The organism is Actinophytocola sediminis (genome assembly GCF_054779715.1).
Genome location: NZ_BAAGXS010000035.1, coordinates 151,947 through 168,800, shown reverse-complemented (window position 1 = coordinate 168,800; position 16,854 = coordinate 151,947). Strand labels below are relative to the sequence as shown.

Genomic DNA, 16,854 nt, shown 5'->3' with positions numbered 1-16,854 from the left:
GCGACCGAAGCGATCTCTCGGCTGTGCCACAACACCCCCAACGCGGCCAGGTGCGATTCAGCTCACGGTCGACCCCAAAAGGTAGTCAAGTACAAATTGCGAGCGTACTTTCATTTGGTAGTTAACTATCGAAATGGGGTGGGAGTCGTGGTGAACTCTGGCTCGCGGCGATGGTGGGCGCTGGGGGCGCTCAGCCTGGTCGTCCTCGCGGTGGCGCTGCCGGCGACGATCCTGAGCGTCGCGCTGCCGACGCTGGCACCGGCGCTGGACGCCTCTGCCGCCGAACTCCAGTGGTTCGTCTCCGCCTACACGCTCGTGCTGGCCGCGGGCGTGCTCCCCGGCGGCCTGCTCGGCGACCGGTTCGGGCGCAAGAAGGTGCTGCTCATCGCCCTTGTCGTGTACGCGGGTGGCTCGGTCCTCGCCGCGACCGCCACCACGCCGGGCATGTTCATCACCGCGCAGGCCGTGCTCGGGCTCGGGGCGGCGTTCGTCGTGCCGCTGGTGCTGAGCGGGCTCGCGGTGATGTTCACGCCGGCGGAACGACCGCGGGCGATCGGCATCTGGGCGGCCGCCAACTTTCTCGCGCTGCCGCTCGGCCCGATCGTCGGCGGCTGGCTGCTCGCCAACTTCTGGTGGGGCTGGGTCTTCCTGATGAACCTGCCGATCATCGTGCTCGCGCTGATCGCGGTCTCGGTGTTGCTCCCCGAGTCCCGCAGCGAGCGGCGGCCGGCGCTCGACCCGGTCGGCATCGGCATGTCGAGTATCGGGCTCGGCGTACTGACCTTCGGCGTGGTCGAGGCCGGGCGGAACGGCTGGGGGTCGGGCGCCGCGCTGGGCAGCATGCTCGGCGGCGTGGTCATCCTGGTCGCCTTCGCCCGCTGGGAGCGCGCCCTGGACCGCCGTCGGCCCGGCGCCACGCTGGTGGACCTCTCGCTGTTCACCTCGGCGCGGTTCACCTGGGGGACGATCATCGCCGGGCTGGGCACCTTCGCCTTCTTCGGGCTGATGTTCACCGCCCCGCAGTACTTCCAGGCCGTGCTCGGCACGGACGCGATGGGCAGCGGCGTCCGGCTGCTCCCGCTGCTCGGCGGGATGATGGTCGGCGCGGGGCTGGCCGACCGGGTGGCCGTCCGGCTCGGTGCCAAGATCACCGTCACCGCCGGGTTCGTGATCATGAGCGCGGCGTTGCTGCTGGCCACCGCGACCACGGCCACCACCGGGTACGGACTCGCCGCGGCGTGGACCTCGATCGGCGGGCTCGGGGCCGGGCTGGCGCTGGCCACGGCGTCCTCGGCCGCGCTGGCCACCATCGACGCCGAACGCGCCGGCGTCGCCTCGGCACTCAACCAGGCCATGCAGAAGCTCGGCAGCCCGCTGGCCGCGGCCATCCTCGGCAGCGTGCTGAACTCCGGCTACACCGCCCGGCTCGACGTCACCGGCCTGCCGGGCGAACTCGCCGACGTGGTGCGGGACAGCGTCTACGCGGGGGTCGAGGTCGCCGACCGGCTCGGCTCACCCGACCTGCTGCTCGGCGTGCGGAGCGCGTTCGTCGACGGGCTCGACCGGATGCTGTGGGTCTCGCTCGGCGTGTCCGTGCTCGGGGTGCTGCTGACGCTGTTGTACCTGCCCGCGCGGGCCCCCGGGTCGCCGTCACGGCCGTCAACCAAGCAGAATCGGGCCATGAAGCCGGCGTCCGAACCCAGCGCTGAGGCCGCGCGGAAGGCGGCGGGTGGGCTGCGCGAACGGAAGAAGGCGCGCACCAGGGCCGCCATTCAGGAACACGCGGTGCGGCTGTTCCGCGAGCAGGGCTTCGCGGCCACCACGATCGAGCAGATCGCGGAGGTCGCGGAGGTCTCGCCGAGCACGGTGTTCCGCTACTTCCCCACCAAGGAGGACCTGGTCACCACCGACCTGGTCGACCCGGTGATCTTCGCCGCGTTCGAGGCGCAGCCGCCGGAGCTGCGGCTGCTGGACGCCTGGCGCAACGCCATGCTCGAGTCGTTCGCGTCGATGACGCCATCGCAGCTCGACACCGAGCGCGGGCGCGGGATCCTGACGCTGGGGGTGCCGGAGCTGTGGGCGGCGTCGTTGCCCAACATCACCCGAGGGCTGGACGTGATGTCCGAGCTGAGCGCGCGCCGGCTGGGCCGGGAGCCGGACGACCCGGACGTGCGGCACGCCGTCGGGGCTCTGCTTGGCACGTTGCTGGTGGTCGCGTTGGACTGGATGAAGAACCCGCAGGCCGCCATCGGGCCGAAGGTGGATGACGCCATCACCCGACTGCAGGCTGGCGTCCTGCTGTAGTCAGGCCATGGGGACGCCGCGCCTGGCCGCTCGGCCGCCGACGATCACCGCGATCAGGGCGGCCGCCAGTGCGCCCGCTCCGAGTGCCCAGCCGAGGGTCTCCGCCTCGTCGGCCGACCACTCCGACAGCGCGGTGAGCAGCGATGCCTGCACCGCGGCGAGCAGCAGCAGGGACACGGCGGCCGCGAGCGGCGCGAACGGCCGGCCGGCCAACGAGGCCACGAGCACGAACCCGACCAGCACCAGGGCGATCACCGCGACGAGCACGGGGCCGGTGACCGTCCGCAGCGCGAACGAGGCCCCCAGCCAGTCGGTCGGGGTCAGCGGTGACAGCGATGCCTGCAACGCGTACCCGGCGTCGCCGTCGACGAACTCGCCGGAGAGCACCTTCATCGGCAGGAACCCGCCCGCGGCCAGGACGACCGCACCGACCGCCTGACTGGCCGACGCCCACCGGCCGAACGCGAGGACCGCCGCCGGGATCGCGAGCAGCAGCAACGGCAACGCGACGATCAGCACCGGCTGCCAGTCGCTGAGGTACTGGGCCCCCGGCCCGCCGCGGACGACGGGGGCGTACAGCAGCGAGCCGAGGAAGGCGGCCATCGAGCCGAGCAGCAGGTAGGCCGAGGCCGCGACGACGCTGGTCCGGCGGTGGCGGCGGACCAGCAACCAGACCAGCGCGCAGGCGGCGACCAGGTCGAGGACGCCGATGACGACCAGCGCACCGGAGTCGATGCCGACGACGCCCGAGGTGAGCAGGCGAGCCCATGGCGAGGCGAGCGCCAACCCGAGCAGCGCGACGACCGCGGCCGCCGCGCCGGCCGTGCCCGGCAGCCAGTGGGCGAGGGCGCCGACACCGACCAGGACCAGCAGCGCGACCACGCCCTGCAGCCGCATGTCCCAGGACAGCACGGGCATCGCCAGCACGACGAACACCACCGCGGCGGCGGCGAGGACCACCGCGAACGCGGCCGCGGTCACGGCGTCGGAGATGGCGGCGGGGCCGGTGCCCGACTCGGTGACTGGACCGGCGGCCGAGCCGAGAGCTGGTTCGGTGCCCGAACCAGCGGAGCCAGGGACGGGATTTTGGTCGTCGGGGGTGTTCGCTGGGAGCGGGGAACCGTCGGCCGGGCCGGTCTGGGTGGCGGTGGCTGGGCTCGGTGAGGTGTGCGGCGCGGGCTCGCGCAGGGCTCGCGGTAAGGACACCAGCACGCGGCGGAAACGGTAGGACCGCAACGCCACCATGGCGATCAGCGCCACCAGCGCCGGGACGGCGATCAGCGCCACCTGGGTGCTTCGCTGCCAGGTGCCCATCGTCATACCGAGCTGCATCAGTACCGGTGGCATCGCGAACATCGAGCCCACCAGCACGCCGCTCGCCAGGTCGCGCCGCAGCACCGCCAGCACCAGCAACACGACGCCGACCACCAGCGCGAGGCCGGTCACCACAGCCTGCGCGCCACCGGTCAGTCCGGCACCGTCGACCGTCGCCGTGCCGCCGAACTGGGTCGTGCCGAGGGAGCCGAACGGGGACGTGCCCGCGCCGAAGGCGAAGGACGCCGACATCGCCGCGGCCGCCGAGGCCACGTCGCCCCAGCTGGACACCGCCGGGGCACGCAGCACGATCGCGGTGAGCACGGTGCTGAGGACCAGCATCGTGATCGACACCGCGTCCGGGCCCACCTCGGCCACCCCGAGCAGCAGGGCGAGCAGCATCGGCAGGATCACGCCAACGCCGACCGCCCACACCCGCATCCTCGTGGTCACCACCGCCAGCAGTGCCAGCGCCGGGATGCCGTAGACCAGCAGCACGACGGTGACCGCCGACGGGCCGGACTCACCGAGCTCGTCGGGCACCGACGCCGTCAGCACCGCGAGCCCGAGCAGGTAGGCACCGAGCACGACCAGCGACGTGCCGATACCGCGCAGCACCCGCTCGCCGAGCACCGAGGCCGCCGAATCGGACCGGTCGCTCGCCAGCGTGGTCACCGCCCAGCCGACCCCGATCAGCGCGAGCGCCAGCAACACCCGCAACGCCGCCGAGGACAGCACCGAGGAGGCGCCGACCGCGCCCACCCCGACGACGAAGGCCGCGAGCACCGTGACGATGGCGGCCGCCGGCGCGTCCTGCCGGTCCCGCGTGTCCGAGGTCATGGGCTATTTCTAGACGAACGGGCCTCGCGAGATACCGGAAACGAGCACGTTCGCCCTGGTTACTTCACTCCAGCGGCATCCATCCCCCGTAGTTCCTTCTTCAGATCGGCGATCTCGTCGCGCAGCCTGGCCGCCAGCTCGAACTGCAGGTCCCTGGCGGCGTTCATCATCTGGTCGGTCAGCTGCTGCACCAGGTCGGCCAGCTCCGCGCGCGCCATCGAGCCGACGTTCTCCTTGACGTACACGCCCGACGAGCGGCCGCCCGGCTCCCCCGCCGCTCGGCGGCCGCGGGAGGCGTTGCGGCCGGATCCGCCGATGGGAACGGCCTCGGTGTCGGAGTCGTCGGCCTCGTTGTAGACCCGGTCGAGGATGTCGGCGATCTTCTTGCGCAGCGGCTGCGGATCGAGGCCGCGTTCCTCGTTGTACGCGATCTGCTTGGCACGTCTGCGGTTGGTCTCGTCGATGGCGTGTTTCATCGAGTCGGTGATGCGGTCGGCGTACATGTGGACCTGGCCGGACACGTTGCGCGCCGCGCGGCCGATGGTCTGCACGAGGCTCGTGCCGGAGCGCAGGAAGCCCTCCTTGTCCGCGTCCAGGATGGACACCAGCGACACCTCCGGCAGGTCGAGCCCCTCGCGCAGCAGGTTGATGCCCACCAGCACGTCGTACTCGCCCAGCCGCAGCTGGCGCAGCAGCTCGACCCGCCGCAGGGTGTCCACCTCGGAGTGCAGATAGCGCACCCGGACGCCCAGCTCGAGCAGGTAGTCGGTCAGGTCCTCGGCCATCTTCTTGGTCAACGTGGTCACCAGGACGCGCTCGTCGCGCTCCGCGCGGACCCGGATCTCGTGCACCAGGTCGTCGATCTGGCCCTCGGTCGGCTTGACGATGACCTCCGGGTCGATCAGCCCGGTCGGGCGGATGACCTGCTCGACGAACTCGCCGGCCGTCTGGCCCATCTCGTAGGGGCCGGGGGTGGCCGACAGGTACAGCGTCTGGCCGATGCGGTCCTGGAACTCCTCCCAGGTCAGCGGCCGGTTGTCCATCGCGCTCGGCAGCCGGAAGCCGTGGTCGACCAGGGTCCGTTTGCGGGACATGTCGCCCTCGTACATGCCGCCGACCTGCGGCACCGTCACGTGGGACTCGTCGATGACCAGCAGGAAGTCCTCGGGGAAGTAGTCGAGCAGCGTGGCCGGGGCGGTGCCCTCCGCGCGCCAGTCGATGTGCCGCGAGTAGTTCTCGATGCCCGAGCAGAAGCCGACCTGGCGCATCATCTCGATGTCGTAGCTGGTGCGCATCCGCAGCCGCTGGGCCTCGAGCAGCTTGCCCTGTTTCTCGAGCTTGGCCAGCTGTTGCTCCAGCTCCGACTCGATGCCGGTGATGGCCCGTTCCAGCCGCTCGGGACCCGCGACGTAGTGCGTGGCCGGGGAGATCCGCACCTTCTCGACCTGTTTGACGATGTCGCCGGTGAGCGGGTGCAGGTAGTAGAGCGCCTCGATCTCGTCGCCGAAGAACTCGATGCGCACGGCCAGTTCCTCGTAGGCGGGGATGATCTCGACCGTGTCACCCCGCACGCGGAAGGTGCCGCGGCCGAACGCCACGTCGTTGCGGGTGTACTGGGTGTCGACCAGTGCGCGCAGCAGCGTGTCCCGGTCGACCTCCTCGCCGACGGCCAGCGCGATCGTGCGGTCGAGGTACTCCTGCGGGCTGCCGAGGCCGTAGATGCAGGACACCGACGCGACCACGATGACATCGCGCCGCGACAGCAGGCTCCAGGTGGCCGAGTGCCGCAGGCGTTCGACGTCCTCGTTGATCGAGGAGTCCTTCTCGATGTAGGTGTCGGTCTGCGGGACGTAGGCCTCTGGTTGGTAGTAGTCGTAGTAGCTGACGAAGTACTCCACCGCGTTGTCCGGGAAGAACCCGCGCAGCTCGTTGGCCAGCTGGGCGGCCAGCGTCTTGTTCGGCGCGATCAGCAGCGTCGGTCGCTGTAAGCGCTCGATCAGCCAGGCCGTGGTCGCGGACTTGCCCGTGCCGGTGGCGCCGAGCAGCACGATGTCCTTCTCGCCTGCCTCGACGCGCCGCTGCAGGTCGTCGATCGCCACCGGTTGGTCGCCGGCCGGCGAGTAGTCGCTGACCATGCGGAACCTGCCATCGGTGCGGGGGATGTCACCGATGGGCCGGAACTCGGAGTTCGCCATCACCATTGCCACGGGAACGAGATTACGCCCGAGCACCGACAGAACTGGTTTGCCCAGGTCAATTGGGGTCTGGCCACCGTTGAGGGGGACATGTCAGGCTGATCTGGTGCACCCGCCCAAGATCGAACTCTTCGATGTCGCCAGCCGGACCAACACCGACCCCAAGGGGATCGTCCGGGCCGTCGACCGCTACGAGCTGACCGACTTCGGCCTGTACCTGGCGCGCCCGCTGGAGGGCCATCCCGACATCGCCTACTTCCGCTCCTGGCTGCTGCCGGCGGCCGGCCTGCGGATCGGCCGCTGGCTCGCGCACCCCGGCCGAAAACTCGACCACGACGTGTACATCGACATCGTGGACATCGACATCGTGGACATCGAGACAGGCGGCATCGAGCAGGGACCGGTCTGGCGCACCGTGGACCTGTACCTGGACGTGCTCGTCCGCGACCGCAGGGACCTGCGGGTGCTCGACACCGACGAGGTGCTCGCCGCCAGGGTCGACGGGCTGCTCGACGACGCCACCACCCAGCGCGCGTTCGCGCGGACCTTCGCCGCGGTGGACGGCATCGCCGCGGCGGGCTATGACGTCGAGGCGTGGGTCGCCAGCGCCTTCAAGATCGCGTTGACCTGGGACGATCGCTAGAACTGCCAGTCAAGACATTTGACACGATCGTGTCTAATGTTCACCTAATCGGTATCCTTTTGCTCACGAGTCGTGACATAACGAATCAAACCCACGGGTTACCGAACGCATGCCGGCGACTACGCTCTGGACCCGTGGGCACGACGATCACCCCCCAGCTCGTCGACATCGTCGACACCTTCACGTCGTCGCGAAACTACGTCTCCACCGGCAGCACGCGACGGCTGCGCACCTGCCAGGTCGAACGCTGGGGCCTGCGCACCGAGTGCCCGACGCCGGAGGATCCGTTCCACGACGCCGAGGTCACCTGGCTGCTGCCGGAGCTGAACCTGCGGCTCACCCACCATCGCCCACGATCCCGCCACGCCAAGCCGAATCCGAGCGAGCTGACCGCGGTCCGGGCGACCAGCGACGGCCGCTACTGGCGGACCACCGACCTGTTGCTCGGCCTGGCCGCGCCGGGCGGCACCACGGCGCGGATCGTGCGCTGCGAGGAGTTCGCCGCCGCGGTCGCCGGCCGGGTGCTGATGGTCGAGGACGCCGACCTCGCGCTGTGCACGGTGCACAAGACGCTGGAGGAGTTCAGCCGGCTGCGCCACGACCTGTCGGCCTGGCTCGCGCACAAGCACATCTTCGACGTCTGGCCACCCTTCTGACCGATCGTGGATCAACCGATCGGTTGATCCGGTCACCCACCTGAGCCACGCCCAAGGCTGTCCCGCTGACCGATTCGCCACCGGCACGCCGCCGGCAGGCTTCCGGTATGGCAATCATCGAGGTGACCGACCTCGTCAAACGGTACGGCGAGCACACCGCCGTCGACGGTGTGTCGTTCGCGGTGGAACCCGGGGAGATCTTCGGCATCCTCGGCCCCAACGGCGCCGGCAAGACCACGACCGTCGAGTGCGTCGAGGGACTGCGCACCCCCGACGGCGGCCAGATCCGGGTCTGCGGCATCGACCCCGGACGCGACGACGGTGAGCTCAGACAGCGGCTCGGCGCACAGCTGCAGGAAAGCCACCTGCCGGACAAGCTCACCGTGCGCGAGGCCATGGAGCTGTACAGCTCCTTCTACCGCGCCCCGGCCGACTGGCGCGAGCTACTGGCGATCCTCGGGCTGGCGGACAAGGTCAACGCGCAGTTCCGCAGGCTCTCCGGCGGACAGAAGCAACGGCTCTCGATCGCCCTCGCGCTGGTCGGCAGCCCCGAGGTGGCCGTGCTCGACGAGCTGACCACCGGCCTGGACCCGCAGGCACGGCGCGACGTCTGGGACCTGATCGAGACCATCCGCCACCGCGGCGTCACGATCGTGCTGGTCACCCACTTCATGGAGGAGGCTGAGCGGCTCTGTGACCGGCTCGCGCTGATCGACGCCGGCCGGGTGGTCGCCGTCGACAGTCCCGCCGGCCTGATCTCCACGGTCGACGACGCGCAACGCATCCGGTTCAAGCCCTCCGCGCCGATCGACCACCGGGAGCTCACCGCGCTGCCCGAGGTGACCGCCGTGGAGCGGGTCGGCGCCCAGCTGGTGGTGACCGGCACCGGCAACGTGCTGTACGCGGTCACCTCCGTGCTCGCCCGCAACCAGGTCATCGCCGCCGACCTGCGGGTCGAGCAGACCACGCTGGACGACGCGTTCGTCGCGCTCACCGGCCGCAAGCTCGAGAACTAGGAGACCAGCGTGCACGCGATCTACCGACTGACCACGACCGAGACGAAGCTCATCCTGCGCGAGCCGATCATCGTGTTCTTCGCGGTCCTGCTCCCCCCGGTGCTGCTGACCATCCTCGGGCTGGTGCCCTCGTTCCGGGAGCCGAGCGCGGACATGGGCGGCGCGCGGCCCATCGACCTGTACTCGCCGATCGTCATCACGATGGCGATGAGCCTGCTCGCGCTGTCCGTACTGCCCCAGATCTTCAGCGGCTACCGGGAGAAGGGCATCCTGCGCCGGCTGGCGACCACCCCGGTCCGCCCCGCCGCGCTGCTCGTGGCCCAACTGCTGATGTGCACCGTGCTGGCGCTGGTCGCGCTGGTCGCGGTGCTGGTCATCGGCCGCCTGGCCTTCGACGTCCCGCTGCCGGCCAACATCCCCGGCTTCGCCCTGGTCTACCTGTTCAGCCTGGGGTCGCTGCTCGGCCTCGGCCTGCTCGTCGCCTCGGTCGCCCCGACCAGCAGCGGCGCCGGCGCGCTCGGCTCGATCCTGTTCTTCCCGTTGATGTTCCTCGGCGGGCTGTGGGCGCCCCGGGAGAGCATGAGCGAGCTGTTGCGCACGATCAGCGACTTCAGCCCCATCGGCCCCATCGTGGCGGCGATGGCCGACACCGCGGCGGGTCAGTGGCCGCAGCCACTGCATCTGCTCGTTATGGTGGGCTGGGCGGTGCTGACCGGTGGGCTGGCCGCTCGATTATTCCGCTGGCAGTGAGTAGGTAGGCATGTCCGAGGCAGAGCTGGCGGCCGAGCTCGAACGGTGGGAGCACCGGGAACGGACCACGCTGCGCGCCATCCCCTTCCTACTGGTCATTGTCTCGACCGGCATCGCCCTGGCCCAACCGATGTGGGGCATGCCGAACCGGTCGGCGGCGATCATTCCGCTGGTCTGCCTGGTCACCGCGTGGATGGTCTGGTTCTACGCCGCCCATCCCCAGTGGCGGTCCCGGCGGCGGTTGATGGCCGGCTACGTCACCGGCTTCCTGCTGATCTGTGGCGCGCTGGTGGTGATCACGCCCTGGTTCGGCATCCTCGCCTTCCTCGGCTATCTCCACTCGATGGAGACCCTGGTCGGCCGGTGGCGGTTCGTCGGCGTCGGGGCCACCGCACTGCTGTCGGGCACCAGCCATGTCGGCGGCGTGGACAACATCGACCAGGACACCTGGTGGGTCTGGGTGCTGGTGGTGCTGTTCAACATGGGGCTGGCCGGCACGATGTGCCTGATCGACGTCCACAACCACGACCGAGCCCGGCGGCAGAAGCAGGCGATGGCCGAGCTCGCGGAGGCCAACGCCAAGCTGGAGACGGCGCTGGAGGAGAACGCCGGCCTGCACGCCCAACTGCTGGTGCAGGCCAGGGAGGCCGGCATCCTCGACGAGCGGCAGCGGATGGCCAGGGAGATCCACGACACCCTGGCCCAGGGACTGGCCGGGATCATCACCCAGCTGCAGGCCGCCGAGCTGGCCGGCGCGGAGCCCGCGGTGTGGCGGCGGCACGTGGACACCGCGGCCACCCTCGCCAGGGACAGCCTCGCCGAGGCCCGCCGCACGGTGCACGCGGTCGAGCCGGCCGCGCTGGAGTCGGCCAGGCTGCCCGAGGCGATCCACGAGGTGGTGGCCAGGTGGGCGTCGGCCAACGACGTGCAGGCGGTGCTCACCACCACCGGCGACGCCCGGCCGATGCACCCGGACGTCGAGGTCACCCTGCTGCGCGCGGCGCAGGAGGCGCTGGCCAACGTGGCCAAGCACGCCAGGGCGAGCCGGGTCGGCCTGACGTTGTCGTACATGGAGGACCTGGTGACCCTCGACGTGCGCGACGACGGCGTCGGGTTCGCCCCGCCGAACGGCAAGCGCCCCGCCGCCACCACGACCGGGGGGTTCGGGCTGACCGGCATGCGTCAGCGGGTGCAGCGGCTGGCCGGCCGGTTGGAGATCGAGTCCGAGCCCGGCGGTGGGACCGCGGTGTCCGCGGCCGTGCCCGCCATCCCGGCGGAGGGGCTCACGTGACCGACCCCATCACGATGCTGATCGTGGACGACCATCCGGTGGTGCGCGACGGGCTGCGCGGGATGTTCGCCGGCGACTCCCGGTTCACGGTGCTCGGCGAGGCGGCCAACGGCGCGGAGGCGATCGCGGCCGGTGAGCGGCTGGTGCCGGACGTGATCCTGATGGACCTGCGGATGCCCGAGGTCGACGGCGTCACCGCGATCCGCACGCTGGCGCGGCGGGGAGTGCCCTCCCGGGTGCTGGTGCTGACCACCTACGACACCGACAGCGACGTGCTGCCGGCCATCGAGGCGGGCGCCACCGGGTTCCTGCTCAAGGACGCGCCGCGCGAGGAGCTGTTCCGGGCGGTGCAGGCCGCCGCGCGGGGGCAGGCGGCGCTGTCCCCCTCGGTGGCGACCCGGTTGCTTGGCCAGCTGCGCCAGCCGGCGTCCGAGCCGCTGTCCCAGCGCGAGGTGGAGGTGCTCGGGCTGATCGCGCGCGGGTCGACCAACCGGGAGGCGGCCGCGCAGCTGTTCATCAGCGAGGCGACGGTCAAGACCCACCTGCTGCACGTGTACGCCAAGCTGGGGGTGAAGGACCGGGCGGCCGCGGTGGCCGTCGCCTTCGAGCGTGGTTACCTGACCACCCAACGTTGAGGGAATTCAATAGATTCCGTTTATCTATTCATTTGCGAAATGCGCACTAATGCCATTCTGGCGCTTTTCCGATCTTCCGTATACGTTGGCGATGTGCCAGTAGTTCCCGTCACCGACCGCTACCGGCGTCCGCTGCGCAACCTGCGGATCTCGGTCACCGACCGGTGCAACCTGCGCTGCCGCTACTGCATGCCCGAGGCGGAGTACGTCTGGCTGCCGCGTAAGGATCTGCTGACCTTCGAGGAGCTATCGGCGCTGGTCGACGTGTTCATGTCCCTCGGCGTGGACAAGGTCCGGGTCACCGGCGGCGAGCCGCTGCTGCGCCACGACCTGCCGACGCTGGTCGGCATGCTCGCGGACAAGCCCGGCCTGCGCGACCTCGCGATGACCACCAACGGCGTGCTGCTGGCCGACCACGTGACCGCGCTGCGGGCGGCCGGCCTCGGCCGGATCACGGTCAGCCTGGACACCTTACGGGCCGACCGGTCCAAGACCCTGTCCCAGCGTGGCACCCACCCGCAGGTGCTCAGGGGCATCGCCTCGATCGCGCCCGCCGGGTTCACCGACACCAAGATCGACACGGTGGCGTTACGCGGGGTCAACGACGACGAGTTGGTCGACCTGATCGAGTACGGCGCCACGGTGCCGGCCGAGGTGCGGTTCATCGAGTACATGGACGTCGGCGGCGCCACCACCTGGTCCCCCGACCTGGTGCTGTCGCGGGCGGACATGCTGGCCACGCTGACCGAGCACTACGGCCAGATCACGCCGCTGCCCAACACCGACGCCGCGCCCGCCGACCGGTTCGCGCTCCCGGACGGCACCACGTTCGGCATCGTCTCGTCGACGACCCAGCCGTTCTGCGCGACCTGCGACCGCAGCAGGCTGACCGCCGACGGCATGTGGTTCCGGTGCCTGTACGCGATGTCGGGGACCAACCTGCGGGACCCGTTGCGCGACGGCGCGTCGGTCGCCGAGCTGCGGGAGCTGATCGCCGGCACGTGGTCGGCGCGGACCGACCGGGGCGCGGTCGACCGGCTCGCCGAGCGCGACCGGATGCCGTTCATCCCGCTGGCCACGCTGAAGGCCAACCCGCATCTGGAGATGCACACCCGAGGCGGCTAGCCCACGGCCGCTGGCAACGCCCTGAATGGGTCATTCGGGACGCTCAACGTCCTCAATGCCTCATTCAGGGCATCCGCGGCTAGGACGGGTTCCAGCCCGACTGGCGTGCCCAGTTGTCGGCCCTGGTGGCGGCCTCGGTGAACCACGGTTCCTTGGCCTCGGCGTACGCGGCGGTGTCGTCCTCGCCGGCATGCTGCCTGGCGAGGTCCTCCTTGACCTGCTGGTACTCCGCGCGGGCCGCGTCGTCCGCGCGCAGCCAGGCCGCCAGCAGCAGCGCCAGCCGCCAGCCGGGGCTGTCGGCGACCCGGACGTGCAGGTGCGCCAGCCGGCCGGGATCGGCCGACCGGTGCAGACGTTTGCGCCACTGCCCGGGATCCGGCGCGTAGGGCTTTGGCTCGTCCTGGTCGACGGTCGGGTGGCGCGGGAAGCCGGCGGCCGCCAGCGGCTGGGCGAGCTGGTCGGCCTGGTCGAGCGAGTCGACGGTGAGCTGGAGGTCGATGACGTCCTTGGCCGGCAGGCCGGGGACCGAGGTGGAGCCGATGTGGTCGACCCTGGCGGACAGGTCGCCGATCGCCATCCGGATCCGGGCGCTCAGCCGGGCGGCCTGCGCGGGCCAGGTCGGGTCCGGCGGGGCGAGCCGGGGGCCGCCGTAGTGGTTGACGTGGCCGAGCCGCAGGTTGCCCTCGTAGCGGACGAGCCGGTCGGCCCACAGCGCGTTCACCTCGGCGAGCACCTCGTCCACCGTGCCGCCGTTGTCCAGCCACACGTCGGCGGCCGCGCGGCGCGCCTGCTCGGTGGCCTGCGCGGCGATCCGCGCGCGGGCGTCGGACTCCGGCATGCCCCGGTCGCGGACCACCCTGGTCACCCTGGTCTCCACCGGGGCGTCCACGACGATCACCAGGTGGTAGGCGGGGGCGAGGTTGTTCTCGACGAGCAGGGGGACGTCGTGCACGACGATCGCGTCGGCGGGGGCGGCGGCCATCCGCGCCGCGGTCTGCTCGGCGATCAGCGGGTGGACGATGTCGGTGAGGGTTTTGCGGGCGGCGGCGTCGTTGAACACCCGCTTGGCGAGTTCGGCCCGGTCGAGTGCGCCGGCCGGGTCGAGGATGTCCTGGCCGAAGGCGTCGACCACCGCGGCCAGCCCAGGGGTGCCCGGTTCGACGACCACTCTGGCGAGTCTGTCGGAGTCGATGACGACCGCGCCGTGCTCGGCCAGCCGACCGGCCACAGTGGATTTCCCGGAGCCGATTCCGCCGGTCAGACCTACTCTCAGCATGCCGGCATTGTGTCAGGGGACGTGGCCAAGCTGTTATGTGGTGATCCGGGTGTGTTGAGCACGGGTTTCCCCGGCAGATCGCTTACGGTAGCCGGCAACTTGTCACCCAGATGGAGGAACTATGCGGGGTCGGGGGACGCGGCGGACAGGTAAGCATCGGCTCGGGAGCGCCGGATTGCGGTACTGCCTGGACTATCGAGCGGTGGCCGAAGCGCTGGTGGCGCGCCGGCGCGGGTGGTGGACGGGCATCCTCATGCCGACCGCCAGGCACAGTCTGGCCGGGCTGCGGCGCAGAGCCGCGGCGGCCGCCGCCGAACGCGCATGGGCGCCAGCCATCGCACTCCGTTAACGCCGTCCGCGCCAAGCGCCGACGCCAGATCCAGGTCAGCCGCGAGTCCAACCTTCCGGACATCAGCAGCGGGTGTCACGAGCGGTGGACTCGCGAGGCGCATGTGATCACCGTCCGCAGGCGGACGTGACCTTGAACGAAGCGGCGTGAAGATCCACGGGACACGGCCCGGCCAGTCGTTGGAGACCTCGCGTGGATGGACGAGGCGGTCGAGACTAGCTTGTGGCCCGTTTGCTCAACCGGGCGAGGAAGCGCTCGGTGTCGATGACCGCACGGCGGTGGACGCCTTGGCACACGGTGGCGGCGTCGTCGAAGGCGTGCACGGTGAACGTGAGCTGCCTGCCCTCCACGCTGGTCAGCTCGGCCTGGACGGTGAGCGGGCTCCCGACCGGTGTCGGCGCCTCGTGGCTGAGGTCGACGTGGACGCCGAGGGTCTGCTCGCCCTCGTCCAGATGTCCGGCCAGGGCGCGGATGCAGGTCCATTCCACGATGCCGACCAGGAAGCCGGTGGCCAGCACGGCGGGCAGGGCGGCGAACTCGGCGGACTCTGGCAACAGGTGCGGCACCGTGCGCTCGGCCGGCACGACGTACTCCAGCCGCCCGATCAGCCCCGGCTGTAGTGAGTCCTTCACCCTGTCCTCCAGGTGGGTTGCGATCGTGATCAAGACACGGCGGCGCTGGATGCTACCCAAGGCGCGGCCAGCCGTACATAGTCATCGGTGGCCAACGCGATCGAGCGATTTAGCCGCGCGGCGTTGAAGAACAGCTCCGGCCGCTCGAGCAGCGGGGCCGCTCTCACCCGTCGACCGGGGTCAGCTTTCACGCGATGTAGCCAGTCACGAGCGTTGGACTCGCGGGGTTGGGTGGGTGGAGACAGGGCGAGGGCCCCGCCGGGTTCGACGGGGCCCTCGACTTGGTGGGACTCAGATGCCGCCGGACAGCTTCTCGCGGAGTGCGGCCAGCTGCTCGTCGCTGGCCAGGGTGCCACCGCTCTTCTTCTGGGTGTCACCGCCGCCGGACGAGTAGTTGCCCTCCGCCGACTCGCCGCCGACCTCGGCCACGCCCTCGGTCTCCGCGGCGGCCTCGGCCTCGGCAGCCTTCTTGACCTGGGTCATGTGCTGCTCGTAGCGGGTGTGGGCCTCGGCGTACTGCCGCTCCCACTCCTCCCGCTGCTTGTCGAAGCCTTCCTGCCACTCCTGGGTGTCGGGGTCGAAGCCCTCGGGGTAGATGTAGTTGCCCTCGGGGTCGTACTCCGCCGCCATGCCGTACTGCGTCGGGTCGAACTCGGTGTCCGGGGTGAAGCCCTCGTTGGCCTGCTTGAGGGACAGCGAGATCCGGCGCCGCTCGAGGTCGATGTCGATGACCTTGACCATGACGTCGTTGCCGACCTGGACGACCTGCTCCGGGATCTCCACGTGGCGCTCGGCCAGCTCGGAGATGTGGACCAGGCCCTCGATGCCCTCGTCCACCCGGACGAACGCGCCGAAGGGAACCAGCTTGGTGACCTTGCCCGGCACGATCTGGCCGATCGCGTGGGTGCGGGCGAACTGGCGCCACGGGTCTTCCTGAGTGGCCTTCAGCGACAGGGAGACGCGCTCGCGCTCCATGTCGACGTCCAGCACCTCGACGGTGACCTCCTGGCCGACCTCGACAACCTCGCTCGGGTGGTCGATGTGCTTCCAGGACAGCTCCGAGACGTGCACCAGACCATCGACACCGCCGAGGTCGACGAACGCGCCGAAGTTGACGATGGAGGAGACGACGCCCTTGCGGACCTGACCGCGCTGCAGCTGGTTGAGGAACTCGCTGCGCACCTCGGACTGGGTCTGCTCGAGCCACGCCCGCCGGGACAGCACCACGTTGTTGCGGTTCTTGTCCAGCTCGATGATCTTCGCCTCGAGCTCACGACCCACATACGGCTGCAGGTCGCGCACACGACGCATCTCGACCAGCGACGCGGGCAGGAAGCCACGCAGGCCGATGTCCAGGATGAGACCACCCTTGACGACCTCGATGACCGTGCCCTTGACCGGCTCGTCGGACTCCTTGAGTGCTTCGATCGTGCCCCACGCCCGCTCGTACTGCGCGCGCTTCTTGGACAGGATCAGACGACCCTCTTTGTCCTCCTTCTGGAGAACAAGGGCCTCGACATGATCACCGACCTTGACGACCTCGTTCGGATCGACGTCATGCTTGATCGACAACTCACGAGAGGGAATGACCCCCTCGGTCTTGTAGCCGATGTCGAGCAGGACCTCGTCCCGATCGACCTTCACGATGGTGCCCTCGACGATGTCGCCATCGTTGAAGTACTTGATGGTCTTGTCGATGGCGGCGAGGAAGTCCTCCCCCGTCCCGACGTCGTTAACGGCGACCTGCTGCTTCGGCGCGGTGTCAGCCGGGACAGTGGTGGTGTCGGTGGACATTGGCTAGGTGGCTCCGGTACGGATTAGTTGGAGA

Annotated in this window: 14 protein-coding genes; 9 read left to right on the top strand and 5 right to left on the bottom strand. The window is 70.2% G+C overall.

Features of this window, described 5'->3' with window-relative positions:
- Positions 1 to 150 precede the first annotated feature (150 nt).
- On the top strand, positions 151 to 2,304 hold the full coding sequence (locus ACYVIP_RS22565) for an MFS transporter (protein WP_460399448.1): 2,154 nt from the start codon (positions 151 to 153) through the stop codon (positions 2,302 to 2,304).
- Here the strand turns inward: ACYVIP_RS22565 and ACYVIP_RS22560 are convergent, their stop codons facing one another.
- Both ACYVIP_RS22560 and uvrB read right to left on the bottom strand, forming a co-directional pair.
- The gene (locus tag ACYVIP_RS22560) at positions 2,305 to 4,458 is read right to left on the bottom strand and encodes a hypothetical protein (protein ID WP_460399446.1); all 2,154 of its coding nucleotides are present in this window, start codon (positions 4,456 to 4,458) and stop codon (positions 2,305 to 2,307) included.
- 59 nt (positions 4,459 to 4,517) lie between these two features.
- The gene (uvrB, locus tag ACYVIP_RS22555; protein ID WP_460399674.1) at positions 4,518 to 6,659 is read right to left on the bottom strand and encodes an excinuclease ABC subunit UvrB; all 2,142 of its coding nucleotides are present in this window, start codon (positions 6,657 to 6,659) and stop codon (positions 4,518 to 4,520) included.
- A 100-nt stretch (positions 6,660 to 6,759) separates the two neighbouring features.
- Here uvrB and ACYVIP_RS22550 point away from each other — a divergent pair, with 100 nt between their 5' ends.
- The 7 genes from ACYVIP_RS22550 (at position 6,760) to moaA (ending at position 12,769) form a co-directional block, all read left to right on the top strand.
- A complete protein-coding gene (locus tag ACYVIP_RS22550) occupies positions 6,760 to 7,296 on the top strand; it encodes a DUF402 domain-containing protein (protein ID WP_460399444.1) in 537 nt (178 codons plus the stop codon).
- A 134-nt stretch (positions 7,297 to 7,430) separates the two neighbouring features.
- Positions 7,431 to 7,952 (top strand): ribonuclease FAU-1 family protein, encoded by a 522-nt coding sequence (locus ACYVIP_RS22545; RefSeq protein ID WP_460399442.1) that lies wholly within the window; start codon positions 7,431 to 7,433, stop codon positions 7,950 to 7,952.
- A 107-nt stretch (positions 7,953 to 8,059) separates the two neighbouring features.
- Positions 8,060 to 8,968 carry an ABC transporter ATP-binding protein gene (locus ACYVIP_RS22540; RefSeq protein ID WP_460399440.1) on the top strand — a complete coding sequence of 303 codons (909 nt, stop codon included), beginning with the start codon at positions 8,060 to 8,062 and terminating at the stop codon, positions 8,966 to 8,968.
- 9 nt (positions 8,969 to 8,977) lie between these two features.
- The gene (locus ACYVIP_RS22535; RefSeq protein ID WP_460399438.1) at positions 8,978 to 9,718 is read left to right on the top strand and encodes an ABC transporter permease; all 741 of its coding nucleotides are present in this window, start codon (positions 8,978 to 8,980) and stop codon (positions 9,716 to 9,718) included.
- A 10-nt stretch (positions 9,719 to 9,728) separates the two neighbouring features.
- Positions 9,729 to 11,009 carry a sensor histidine kinase gene (locus ACYVIP_RS22530; RefSeq protein WP_460399436.1) on the top strand — a complete coding sequence of 427 codons (1,281 nt, stop codon included), beginning with the start codon at positions 9,729 to 9,731 and terminating at the stop codon, positions 11,007 to 11,009.
- Positions 11,010 to 11,023: 14 nt separating this feature from the next.
- Positions 11,024 to 11,644, top strand: a complete 621-nt coding sequence (locus ACYVIP_RS22525; RefSeq protein WP_460399672.1) for a response regulator — start codon at positions 11,024 to 11,026, stop codon at positions 11,642 to 11,644.
- A 93-nt stretch (positions 11,645 to 11,737) separates the two neighbouring features.
- Positions 11,738 to 12,769, top strand: a complete 1,032-nt coding sequence (gene moaA, locus ACYVIP_RS22520) for a GTP 3',8-cyclase MoaA (protein WP_460399434.1) — start codon at positions 11,738 to 11,740, stop codon at positions 12,767 to 12,769.
- 79 nt (positions 12,770 to 12,848) lie between these two features.
- On the opposite strand, the gene coaE is transcribed toward moaA, so the two are convergent.
- On the bottom strand, positions 12,849 to 14,045 hold the full coding sequence (gene coaE, locus ACYVIP_RS22515; protein WP_460399432.1) for a dephospho-CoA kinase: 1,197 nt from the start codon (positions 14,043 to 14,045) through the stop codon (positions 12,849 to 12,851).
- Positions 14,046 to 14,247: 202 nt separating this feature from the next.
- Between coaE and ACYVIP_RS22510 the strand changes: the two genes are divergently transcribed.
- On the top strand, positions 14,248 to 14,394 hold the full coding sequence (locus ACYVIP_RS22510; RefSeq protein ID WP_460399429.1) for a hypothetical protein: 147 nt from the start codon (positions 14,248 to 14,250) through the stop codon (positions 14,392 to 14,394).
- Between the two features lie 215 nt (positions 14,395 to 14,609).
- Here the strand turns inward: ACYVIP_RS22510 and ACYVIP_RS22505 are convergent, their stop codons facing one another.
- A complete protein-coding gene (locus tag ACYVIP_RS22505; RefSeq protein ID WP_460399427.1) occupies positions 14,610 to 15,026 on the bottom strand; it encodes a thioesterase family protein in 417 nt (138 codons plus the stop codon).
- A gap of 291 nt (positions 15,027 to 15,317) precedes the next feature.
- Entirely contained in the window at positions 15,318 to 16,820 is a 1,503-nt protein-coding gene (gene rpsA / locus ACYVIP_RS22500) for a 30S ribosomal protein S1 (RefSeq protein WP_460399425.1), read from the bottom strand.
- Between the last annotated feature and the right edge of the window lie 34 nt (positions 16,821 to 16,854).